The organism is Pseudomonas sp. NPDC089547 (assembly GCF_050280665.1).
In the GTDB taxonomy this organism is placed as follows: Bacteria; Pseudomonadota; Gammaproteobacteria; order Pseudomonadales; family Pseudomonadaceae; genus Aquipseudomonas.
Genome location: NZ_JBNNVS010000039.1, coordinates 42,388 through 53,317, shown reverse-complemented (window position 1 = coordinate 53,317; position 10,930 = coordinate 42,388). Strand labels below are relative to the sequence as shown.

At 61.9% G+C, this 10,930-nt stretch carries 10 protein-coding genes; 3 read left to right on the top strand and 7 right to left on the bottom strand.

Annotated features, from left to right (window positions below; all coding sequences use genetic code 11):
• From ACQKPZ_RS21915 to rpsU, 3 genes are all read right to left on the bottom strand, one after another.
• Positions 1-1,346 (bottom strand): RNA polymerase sigma factor region1.1 domain-containing protein (locus ACQKPZ_RS21915; protein WP_427542106.1); only part of this gene is annotated, 1,346 nt, incomplete at its 3' end.
• A gap of 67 nt (positions 1,347-1,413) precedes the next feature.
• Positions 1,414-3,396: a DNA primase gene (gene dnaG / locus ACQKPZ_RS21910; protein ID WP_427542103.1), complete on the bottom strand. Its 1,983-nt coding sequence runs from the start codon at positions 3,394-3,396 to the stop codon at positions 1,414-1,416.
• A 303-nt stretch (positions 3,397-3,699) separates the two neighbouring features.
• Positions 3,700-3,915 carry a 30S ribosomal protein S21 gene (gene rpsU, locus ACQKPZ_RS21905; protein ID WP_003255575.1) on the bottom strand — a complete coding sequence of 72 codons (216 nt, stop codon included), beginning with the start codon at positions 3,913-3,915 and terminating at the stop codon, positions 3,700-3,702.
• A 204-nt stretch (positions 3,916-4,119) separates the two neighbouring features.
• Here rpsU and tsaD point away from each other — a divergent pair, with 204 nt between their 5' ends.
• Positions 4,120-5,145, top strand: coding sequence for a tRNA (adenosine(37)-N6)-threonylcarbamoyltransferase complex transferase subunit TsaD (gene tsaD / locus ACQKPZ_RS21900; RefSeq protein WP_391135883.1), 1,026 nt, complete (start codon positions 4,120-4,122; stop codon positions 5,143-5,145).
• A 3-nt stretch (positions 5,146-5,148) separates the two neighbouring features.
• Here tsaD and plsY read toward each other — a convergent pair whose 3' ends face one another.
• A complete protein-coding gene (gene plsY / locus ACQKPZ_RS21895; protein WP_427542100.1) occupies positions 5,149-5,718 on the bottom strand; it encodes a glycerol-3-phosphate 1-O-acyltransferase PlsY in 570 nt (189 codons plus the stop codon).
• 74 nt (positions 5,719-5,792) lie between these two features.
• Here plsY and folB point away from each other — a divergent pair, with 74 nt between their 5' ends.
• Positions 5,793-6,149, top strand: a complete 357-nt coding sequence (gene folB / locus ACQKPZ_RS21890; RefSeq protein ID WP_391135877.1) for a dihydroneopterin aldolase — start codon at positions 5,793-5,795, stop codon at positions 6,147-6,149.
• On the top strand, positions 6,140-6,649 hold the full coding sequence (folK, locus tag ACQKPZ_RS21885; protein WP_427542097.1) for a 2-amino-4-hydroxy-6-hydroxymethyldihydropteridine diphosphokinase: 510 nt from the start codon (positions 6,140-6,142) through the stop codon (positions 6,647-6,649). The genes folB and folK overlap by 10 nt, the downstream gene beginning before the upstream one ends.
• Before the next feature lie 184 nt (positions 6,650-6,833).
• On the opposite strand, the gene ACQKPZ_RS21880 is transcribed toward folK, so the two are convergent.
• From ACQKPZ_RS21880 to ACQKPZ_RS21870, 3 genes are read right to left on the bottom strand one after another with little or no spacing between them, the layout of a single operon-like run.
• The gene (locus tag ACQKPZ_RS21880; RefSeq protein WP_427542094.1) at positions 6,834-7,940 is read right to left on the bottom strand and encodes a multifunctional CCA addition/repair protein; all 1,107 of its coding nucleotides are present in this window, start codon (positions 7,938-7,940) and stop codon (positions 6,834-6,836) included.
• A 55-nt stretch (positions 7,941-7,995) separates the two neighbouring features.
• Positions 7,996-9,564 (bottom strand): SpoVR family protein, encoded by a 1,569-nt coding sequence (locus ACQKPZ_RS21875; RefSeq protein WP_391135868.1) that lies wholly within the window; start codon positions 9,562-9,564, stop codon positions 7,996-7,998.
• Complete coding sequence (locus ACQKPZ_RS21870) at positions 9,561-10,835, bottom strand: YeaH/YhbH family protein (protein WP_391135865.1); 1,275 nt, start codon at positions 10,833-10,835, stop codon at positions 9,561-9,563. Before ACQKPZ_RS21870 ends, ACQKPZ_RS21875 begins: the two co-directional genes overlap by 4 nt.
• Between the last annotated feature and the right edge of the window lie 95 nt (positions 10,836-10,930).

Here is a 10,930-nt window from a genome sequence, read left to right as displayed (position 1 = left end):
CGTGAACGCGCATTCAAAGCCATGCGGCACTCCATGCGCAGCAGTCCGGCGCCAGCTGACTGTGTGAGAAACATCGCTTCAGCTTGTAAGATGACTTTCATCAAGCCGATGTTGCCTTCCTGGATCAGGTCGAGGAACTGCAGGCCACGGTTGGTGTACTTCTTGGCGATGGAGATCACCAGACGCAGGTTCGCCTCGACCATTTCTTTCTTGGCGCGGCGGGCCTTGGCTTCACCGATCGACATGCGACGGTTGATGTCCTTGATCTCGGCAACGGTCAGGCCGGTTTCGGTCTCAAGGTCGATCAGCTTCTGCTGGCAAGCAACGATGGCAGCGTCCTTTTCACCCAGGGCAGCAGCCCATTTGGTGTTGCGCTTGGCCAGGTCACCGCTCCAGGTCTGGTCGGTTTCGTTGCTTGGGAACATGCGCAGGAAGTCGGCACGCGGCATGCGGGCATCACGCACGCACAGCTGCATGATGGCGCGTTCCTGCTGACGCAGACGGTTCAGGGCGTCACGTACACGCTCGACCAGTACCTCGAACTGCTTGGGTACCAGCTTGATCGGCATGAACAGGTCGGCCAGGGCCTGCAGGGCCTCGATGCTTTCCTTGTGGGCACGACCGTTTTTCTTCAGCACCTTGGAGGTTGCCTGAAGCTGGTCGGATACCGCACCGAAGCGCTGGGCTGCGACTACCGGATCCGGGCCGCTCTCGGCCTCTTCCTCGTCGTCACTGCCTTCGGACTCTTCATCTTCGTCGTCGGACTCTTCCTTCGCTGCAGCGGCCTTGGTGCCAGGGATCGGCACTTCTTCGGTCGGTGCGGCGATGTTGTCGTCAGGGTCGATGTAGCCGCTGAGCACGTCGGACAGGCGGCCACCTTCGGTGGTGACGCGGTCATATTCGCCGAGAATGTAATCGACGGTGCCCGGGAAGTGGGCGATGGCGCCCATCACTTCACGGATGCCTTCCTCGATACGCTTGGCGATTTCGATCTCGCCTTCGCGGGTCAGCAGCTCGACGGTACCCATTTCGCGCATGTACATGCGCACCGGGTCGGTCGTGCGGCCGATATCGGTTTCAACTGCCGCCAACGCAGCAGCGGCTTCTTCGGCCGCGGCTTCGTCGGTGTCGGCTTCCGCCAACAGAAGGGCATCCGCATCCGGAGCACTCTCGAATACGTTGATCCCCATGTCGTTGATCATGCGGATGATGTCTTCCACCTGTTCCGGATCTGAAATATCCTCAGGCAGGTGGTCGTTGACCTCCGCGTAAGTCAGGTAGCCCTGCTCACGACCGCGGGTGATCAACTCTTTGATACGAGACTGCTGTTGCGCTTTTCCGGACATAACACCCTATCCACTGAAGGTCTTGGCGGGCAAAAAACAAGCCGAGGATTATACCCGAGCATGGGCCTCACGCGCCAGATGAGGTCGGCGTTTGTGCGGGAACATTCCGGCTCAGCAAGGCGAGGAGCTGAATTTTTTCCTCGCCGGTCAATTCGCTTTGACGTGATTTCCTGAGCAGTTGTTCCAGGCTGCGCTCGCGTTGGCGGGCGGACAAGCTAGTTATAGTGTCGAAAAACTGTTGTTCAAGGTTGTCGGCCACGATCAGCCATTCCTTTTCTGCCAGGGCCCGCAGCAGGCGGCCCTGTTCGGTGCCGTGCCAACGTGCGATCAACTGCATTGAGCTTAGCCCAGGATTTTTCTGCGCGGCTTCGATCAGTGCCACCAGCAGCTGGCTATACAGGTGTTCTTCATCGGCAAAGTGGCTGGCATCTTCTACCTTGCCGGCCAGCAGCGGGTGGTGCAGCAGGGTGCGCAGGGCGGCGAGGGTGGGCGGCTCGACCGGGGCAGGCACGCGTGGTGGTGCTTCGTCGCGTTGCTGCCAGGGCTTGCCGCCCTTGCGGTTCTTGTCCCAGGGCTTGTCGCTCCACTGCTTTTTGCCGCCGCCCTTGTTCGGCTGCCATGCCTGCTCCTGGTGAGCGGGCGCGTAGTCGTGCTGCGGCATGTCGCCGTAGTCGGGGGTATAGCTGGCCATGGCGTCGTAGTCGTAGCCAGGGTCGTAGTCCGGCACGCTGCTGGGTGCTGGGGCTTGTTGCGCCAGTTGCTCCACCTGCTGCGGGTCGAGGCCGGTGATTTCTTTAAGGCGGTTGCGCATCAATTGGCGCAGGTTGGCGCCGGGGATCTTTTCGATCAGCGGTGCTGCCAGGGTCGCCATGTGCGCTTTGCCTTCAAGCGAGCGTGGGTCGGCTTCGACACCCAGTTGCTCGAAGAAGTAGTCGGCCAGCGGCTGGGCGTGCTGGTTGATACGGGCCATGAAGGCATCGGTACCTTCGGCGCGCACCAGGCTATCCGGGTCTTCGCCTTCGGGCAGGAACAGGAACCGCGCGCGGCGGCCGTCCTGCAGATTCGACAGGGTCGACTCCAGGGCGCGCCAGGCGGCCTTGCGCCCGGCTTGGTCGCCGTCGAAGCAGAACAGCACGCTGGGTACCACGCGGAACAGCCGTTTGAGGTGCTCTTCGCTGGTGGCGGTGCCCAGGGTGGCCACGGCATTGCGCAAGCCTTGCTGGGCCAGGGCGATGACGTCCATGTAGCCCTCGACGACGATGATCTCGTCGAGGTTGCGGTTGTGCTTGCGCGCCTCGTACAGGCCGTACAGTTCCTGGCCCTTGTGGAACACCGGGGTTTCCGGCGAGTTCAGGTACTTGGGCTTGTCGTCGCCGAGCACCCGGCCGCCGAAGGCAATGATGCGCCCGCGGCTGTCCCGGATCGGGAACATCACCCGGTCGCGGAAGCGGTCGTAACGCTTGCCGCTTTCGGCATTCTCGATCAGCAGGCCGGCATCGATCATCACTTTCTGCTGCAAGGTGTCTGCACCCAGGTGCTTGAGCAGGTTGTCCCAGCCCGGCGGGGCAAAGCCCAGGCCGAAGTCGCGGGCAATTTCCCCGGACAGGCCGCGGCCCTTTAGGTAGTCCACCGCCGCCTTGCGGGTCGGGTGGTTGCGCAGGGCCTGGCGATAGAATTCCGAGGCGGCATCCAGCAGCGGGTACAGCGGCGAGTCTGTAGGCTGGCGCGGCTTGTTGTCACGGCGGCCTTGCTCGCGGGGTACTTCCATGCCAGCGGCGCGGGCCAGTTCCTCGACAGCCTGGGGGAAGTCCAGGTTGTCGTGGTCCATGACGAAGCCCAGGGCGTTGCCGCCGGCACCGCAGCCGAAGCAGTAGTAGAACTGCTTGTCGGGGCTGACCGTGAAGGAAGGTGTCTTTTCCTTGTGGAACGGGCAGCAGGCAGAGTAGTTCTTGCCGGTTTTTTTCAGCTGGACGCGCGAACTTACCACGTCGACGATGTCGAGGCGGTTGATAAGGTCGTCAATGAAACTCTGGGGAATCAGCCCGGCCATGGCAGTCTCGTCATCTGGCAACTGGCAAGTCTAATCGCTCACGCGCCGAATGGGGCGGGTGTCGTTTGGGGATGTGCGAGGGAATGTGTGCTCGCCGCCAGCCCCTGGGGGCCCGTCAGTCGGACGTGCACGTCTGGTCATACAGCAAGAAGGACCAGCTCTGACGTTTCAGGCAGGTTGCCCATGTGCAATTCGCATAAAGCGTGTGCAGGGCCTTGAGCTAGCTGCTCAAGCTTGAATCGACCACTGCCATCGCCCGGCGGTTAGCCGGGCAGGGCAGAAGCTTTGCGTTGAACGCCTGTATTAGTACAGACGAACGGCGCGGCGCTGTTCGCGCTGAACTTTCTTGGCGTGACGCTTAACAGCAGCAGCTGCTTTGCGCTTACGCTCTGCGGTCGGCTTCTCGTAAAACTCGCGGCTACGAACTTCAGCCAGTACACCGGCTTTTTCGCAGGAGCGCTTGAAACGACGCAGAGCTACGTCGAAGGGTTCGTTCTCTTTAACTTTGACGGCTGGCATCCAGGGCTACCTTAATTCATTACCGGGGTAGACGTGCTCCTGGCAAAACAAAGGTGTGCTGGAGAACGTCGGTTTTCAAGGGTTGCGGATGTTAACCCTTAGCAAGCAGGAATGCAAAGCCTCTGATCGAAAACCGCTGGTCGGCATCCGACACGGGGACTATCATGCGCGGCTTCGAATTCAGCCCCCACAAGGGACGAACCCATGCTAGTACTGGGATTGGAAACATCCTGCGACGAAACTGGCGTCGCATTATACGACAGTGAGCGCGGCTTGTTGGCCGACGCACTGTTCAGCCAGATCGACCTGCACCGTGTGTTTGGCGGTGTGGTGCCCGAGCTTGCCTCGCGTGACCACGTAAAGCGCATGCTGCCGCTTATTCGCCAGGTGCTGGACGAGGCTGGCTGCGTCGCCACCGAGATTGACGCCATTGCCTATACCGCGGGCCCCGGGCTGGTCGGCGCATTGCTGGTGGGCGCCTCGTGCGCCCAGGCGCTGGCCTTTGCCTGGGACATCCCGGCGATTGGCGTGCACCACATGGAAGGCCACTTGCTGGCACCCATGCTGGAAGAAAATCCACCGCAGTTTCCGTTCGTCGCTTTGTTGGTTTCAGGCGGGCATACCCAGCTGGTTCGCGTCGATGGCATCGGCCAGTACGAGCTGTTGGGCGAGAGCCTGGATGACGCTGCCGGCGAAGCCTTCGACAAGACTGCCAAGCTGATCGGTCTCAATTACCCAGGCGGCCCGGAAATCGCGCGCCTGGCCGAGCAGGGCGTGCCTGGGCGCTTCGTGTTCCCACGGCCGATGACCGATCGTCCGGGCCTGGAGTTCAGCTTCAGTGGCCTCAAGACCTTCGCCCTGAATACCTGGCAGCAATGCAAGCAGGCTGGTGACGACGGCGAGCAAACGCGTTGCGACGTGTCGCTGGCATTCCAGCAGGCGGTGGTGGAGACGTTGACCATCAAGTGCAAGCGTGCCCTCAAGCAGACCGGCCTCAAGCGCCTGGTGATCGCGGGTGGTGTGAGTGCCAACAAGGCTTTGCGCGCATCCCTCGAGGACATGCTCGGCAGCATGAAGGGCAATGTGTACTACGCTCGTCCGCAGTTCTGCACCGACAACGGCGCGATGATTGCCTACGCCGGTTGTCAGCGCCTGTTGGCCGGGCAGCAGCAGGACCTGGCGATCAGTGTGCAGGCCCGCTGGCCGATGGAGCAGTTGCCTGCGCTGTAAGGTTCAGAAGTGCCGTTCGCGCCCGGCAAACAGGTCGCGCAGGTTGTTGCGGTGGCGCCACACGATCATCACCGTCAGCACGCTGATCGGCAGCAGGGCTTCGGGCTCGCGCCAGGCCAGCAGTGGCAAGGTGAGTGGTGTGGCGATCAGTGCCGCCAGCGAGCTGGTACGGGTGAGGTAGAAGGTCAGCAGCCAGGCGCCAATGGCCAGCAGCGCGGCCGGGAAGTACAGGCCCATGAGCATGCCGGCGGCGGTGGCCACGCCCTTGCCGCCCCGGAAGCAGAAGTACAGGGGGAACAGGTGGCCCAGCACCGCGCACACGCCTACCCAGGCCTGCGCGTGCAGGTCCAGCCCGGCAAAGCGTGCGAGCAATACCGGCAAAAGGCCCTTGCACAGGTCGCCAAGCAGGGTCAGGATCGCCAGTTTGCGGCCCGCCAGGCGTAGCATGTTGGTGGCGCCGGCATTGCCTGAGCCGCTGGAGCGCGGGTCCGGGCTGCCCGAAAGGCGGCTGAGGACGATGGCAAAGGACAGCGAGCCGAGCAGGTAGGCGAGCAACGCCAGTAACCAAAACATGCTAACTATTCCGGGCGAGGACGCCCTGATTCTAACGGCGCCAGTCGCCCTTGTCGTGCTGTGGAGAGAAGTGCTTGGACAGAGTGTTCATCGAAGGCCTGGAAGTCGATACCGTGATCGGTGCCTATGACTGGGAGCGGGATATTCGCCAGTGCTTGCGCCTGGACCTGAGCTTTGCCTGGGACAACCGCCCGGCGGCAGCGGGTGACGACCTGAGCCTGGCGCTGGACTATGCCAGCGTGTCGGCGCGTGTGCAGGCGTTTGCCGAGCAGGCGCGTTTCGAGTTGGTGGAAACCTTTGCCGAGCGCCTGGTGGCCACCTTGATGGATGAGTTCCAGATCCCGTGGGTGCGGTTGAAGCTGACCAAGCCCGGGGCGGTGCCGGCGGCCCGTGGTGGTGTTGGCGTGGAGATCGAGCGCGGATGTCTCTGAGCACGGTTTACCTGGGCCTCGGCAGCAACATCGACCGCGAGGCGCACTTGTGTGCCGGGCTTGATGCGCTGGCCGGCATCCTGACCGACATGCGCTGCTCGCCGGCGTTCGAAAGCCAGGCGGTGGGGATCAAGAGTGGGCCGTTCATCAACTTCGTGGTGACCGGGCAAACCGAGCTGCCGCTGATCGAACTGGACCGCCGGCTGAAGTTCATCGAGGCCGACAATGGCCGCTATGCGCCGGATCGCAAAGGGTTGCCGCTGGATATCGACGTGCTGATGTATGACGATTTGCACGGCACGTTCGATGGGTTGGTACTGCCCAGAGCCGAAATCCTGAAGAACGCGTTTGTGCTGTGGCCGCTGTCGCTGCTGGCACCTGAGCTGGTGCACCCGGGGGTGGGCAAGCGCATGGCGCAGTTGTGGCAGGAGGCGCAGATCGATCAGGTGCTGGCCCCGGTCGCCTTTGAGTGGCGTGGGTTGCAGCTGACTCCAGCATAAGCCTGTACCGGCCCTTTCGCGGCTAAAGCCGCTCCCACAGGTACTGTGTTAACTCGAAGCCAGCGCAGTCCCTGTGGGAGCTTGAAGATTTTGAATAAGACAGTTGCTCCCACAGGGACCGCGCCAACTTGAAGGCAACGCAACACCTGTGGGAGCGGCTTTAGCCGCGAAAGGGCCGGTAGCTCTAACCGGGCTGGTAAGCCTCAAGCGCTTTCAGCCGCTCACCTTTGAGCGCTTCGCCCAAAGCCTGGCCGGTATGCCCGGCCTGCACCAGCGGCTTCACATCCACTGCCCGCGCCGCCGCCGCTGCACCACGCAGATACCCGGCCTGTGGATAACCCGCTTTGCCCACGCCCAGCGCAGTCATTTCGCAAGCGCTGAGGAAATCCTCGAAGCGCTGCGGCCGGCGGTACACATCAAACTTTTGCAGCAGCTCCAGCAATGCCGTAGCAGGTAGCGACAGCGCCTGGTCAGCCTGTGCCAGGCACTCACCCGTCAGCAACGCCAGTTCCTGGCACTCCCGTGGCGCCTTGAGGCGCTGATTGACCGCCTTGATCGAGGCCGAGGGCAGGGCGTGCAGCAGGCAGGCCCAGCGCACGTGCAAGGGCTGCTCATGCAGCGCAGCCTGCTCCAGCGCCGCCAGGGCCTGGGTATCGTTATCAAGCTCAGGCAGCAGCTGTTGCAGGGCCCCACAGGCACGCAGCACCTGGAAGAACACCTGCGGTTGCGCCTCCATCAGCGCTCGCTCGATTTCCTTCCAGCTGCGCTCGGCAGTAAGTGCCTGCAACTCGCCCGAAGCACTGATCAGGCGCATCAGCTCCAGGGTCTCGTCGGCAACCCGGAAACCCAGTGGTGCATAGCGGGCAGCAAACCGCGCAACGCGCAGCACGCGTAACGGATCTTCTGCGAATGCCGGGGAAACGTGGCGTAACAGGCGCTGATCAAGATCGGCCTTGCCATGGTAAGGGTCATATACCGCGCCCGCTTCGTCCTCGGCCATCGCATTGATGGTGAGGTCGCGGCGGATCAGGTCTTCTTCCAGGGTAACGTCGGGGCTGGCGTGAAAGGTGAATCCGCCGTAGCCGCGTCCACTCTTGCGCTCGGTGCGCGCCAGGGCGTATTCCTCGCCGGTTTTCGGGTGCAGGAATACCGGGAAATCGGCACCGACCGGCCGATAGCCCTTGGCAAGCATTTCGTCCACGGTGGCGCCAACCACCAGCCAGTCGATATCGCTGACCGGGCGGCCTAGCAGGCGGTCGCGTACGGCGCCGCCAACTTTGTAGATGTGCATGTGCAACTCTCCATAACTGCCGACAGGATACCCTGCCGGCAGTCATTGCGTTGCACTAGAGGTGGTGGATGACGGCCAGGTCCATGCGACCGTAATCGGCGCTTTCGCCGTGCTCGCCGCGCGGTGGCATGTGGTGGGTCTTCATCACCTGATCGCCCTGCACGGTCTCCAGGTGGATATCGAAGCCCCACAGGCGGTGCAGGTGCTTGAGCACTTCGTCGGTGGATTCGCCCAGCGGTTTGCGGTTGTGCTGTTGGTGGCGCAGGGTCAGCGAGCGGTCACCACGGCGGTCGACGCTCCAGATCTGCACGTTGGGTTCACGGTTGCCCAGGTTGTACTGCGCTGCCAACTGCTCGCGAATCACCCGGTACCCTGCTTCGTCATGAATGGCGGGCACCAGCAGATCGTCGCGCTGGTCGTCATCGAGGATGCTGAACAGCTTGAGATCGCGCATCACCTTGGGCGACAGGTACTGCAGGATGAAGCTCTCGTCCTTGAAGCTGCTCATGGCGAACTTGATGGTAGAAAGCCAGTCGCTGCCGGCAATTTCGGGGAACCAGTGGCGATCTTCCTCCGTCGGGTTTTCGCACATGCGGCGGATGTCGCTGTACATGGCAAAGCCCAGTGCGTACGGGTTGATGCCGCTGTAGTACGGGCTGTCGAAACCGGGCTGGAACACAACGCTGGTGTGCGACTGCAAGAACTCCATCATGAAGCCCTCGGTGATCAGCCCCTCGTCGTACAGGTCGTTCATCAGCGTGTAGTGCCAGAAGGTTGCCCAGCCTTCGTTCATCACCTGGGTTTGGCGCTGTGGGTAGAAGTACTGGGCGATCTTGCGCACGATGCGCACCACCTCGCGCTGCCAGGGCTCGAGTAGCGGTGCATTTTTTTCGATGAAATACAGGATGTTTTCCTGCGGTTCGGCGGGGAAGCGCCCATCATCACGCTCGTTACCCTTTTCGGCGCTTTTCGGAATGGTGCGCCACAGGTCGTTGATCTGCCGCTGCAGGTGCTCCTCGCGTTCCTGTTGCCGGCGCCGCTCCTCTTCGGCGGAAATGGGGTAGGGCCGCTTGTAGCGGTCTACACCGTAGTTCATCAGGGCATGGCAAGAGTCAATCAGGTCTTCCACTGCATCGATGCCATGGCGCTCTTCGCACTGGGCGATGTACTGCTTGGCGAACACCAGGTAATCGATGATCGAACTGGCGTCGGTCCAGGTGCGGAACAGGTAGTTGCCTTTGAAGAAGCTGTTATGCCCGTAGCAGGCGTGGGCAATCACCAGTGCCTGCATGCACATGGTGTTTTCTTCCATCAGGTAGGCGATGCAGGGGTCGGAATTGATCACGATCTCGTAGGCCAGGCCCATCTGGCCGCGGCTGTACGACTTTTCCGTGCTGAGGAACTGCTTGCCATAGGACCAGTGGTGGTAGCCCAGTGGCATGCCGACCGAGGCATAGGCGTCCATCATTTGCTCGGCCGTGATCACCTCGATCTGGTTGGGGTAGGTGTCCAGGGCGTAACGCTCGGCCAGGCGGCTGATTTCCCGATCGTAGGTCTGGATCAGCTCGAACGTCCACTCGGACCCGGTGGAAATGGGTTGGCGTCTCTGTGCTCTGGCGGTCATGTGGCTAACCTGCGCTGGAAGAGTTCACGGAAGACCGGGTAGATGTCGCCGGCCGATACCAACTGCTGCTGGGCGAACGTGTCGGGGTAGGCTTCACCGATGCGTTCGTATTCATACCACAGCGCCTGGTGTTCACGGGGGGTGATCTCGACGTAAGTGTAGTACTGCACATGCGGCATGATCTGTTTGGAGAGGATCTCGCGGCAGATCGGCGAGTCGTCGTTCCAGTTGTCGCCGTCAGAGGCTTGCGCGGCATAGATGTTCCAGTCGCTGGCCGGGTAACGTTCGGCCATGATCTCCTGCATCAGCTTGAGCGCGCTGGAGACGATGGTGCCGCCGGTCTCCCGCGAGTAGAAGAACTCTTCTTCGTCGACTTCGCGGGCGCTGGTGTGGTGGCGGATGAACACCACTTCGATGCGGTCGTAGTTACGCTTGAGGAACAGGTACAGCAGGATGAAGAAGCGTTTGGCGATGTCCTTGGTGGCCTGGGTCATCGAGCCGGACACGTCCATCAGGCAGAACATCACCGCCTTGGAGCTGGGGTTGGGCTGCTTGACCAGCAGGTTGTACTTGAGGTCGAAGGTGTCGAGGAAGGGCAGGCGATTGATGCGTGCTTTCAACCGCTCGATTTCCTGTTCGACTTCCTGGATATCAGTGAAGTTGTCCGGTTCCTCGACCCGCAGGCGGTCGAGTTCCTTTTGTGCCTCACGCAACAGTGCGCGGCTGCTGCCGGTCAGGGCGATACGCCGTGCATGGGCCGAGCGCAGGGTACGCACGATGTTGATGCGTGACGGGTTGCCTTCGTTGGCGATGCCGGCGCGCACGGTCTTGAAGGTGTCTGCGCCCGTCAGGTGACGCTTGACCAGGTTGGGCAGCTCGAGGTCTTCGAACATGAACTCGAGAAACTCTTCCTGAGTGATCTGGAAGACGAATTCGTCCATGCCCTCGCCAGAATTGCCTGCCTTGCCGCGACCGCCGCCACCCCCTCCACCGCCTTGCGGCCTTGGAATGTGTTCACCGGCAGTGAATTCCTTGTTGCCAGGGTGCACGATGGTCTGTTTGCCCCCGCGGCCATGGTGCAGCACGGGTTCGTCGATGTCGCGACCGGGAATGCTGATTTGCTCGCCATGTTCCATGTCCATGATGGAACGGCGGCTCACCGCCTCTTCGACGGCCTTCTTGATGTGTTCGCGGTACCGCCGCAGGAAGCGCTGGCGGTTGACCGTGCTCTTGTTCTTGCCGTTCAGGCGTCGGTCGATAACGTAGCTCATGGTCCCTCCGGTAGCTGGGAACAGCTGCACGCTTCAAGCTACGAGCTGCTGCACGTAATGGCAGCAAAGCAGCTGCCGCCGCCCAAGGCGGGTAC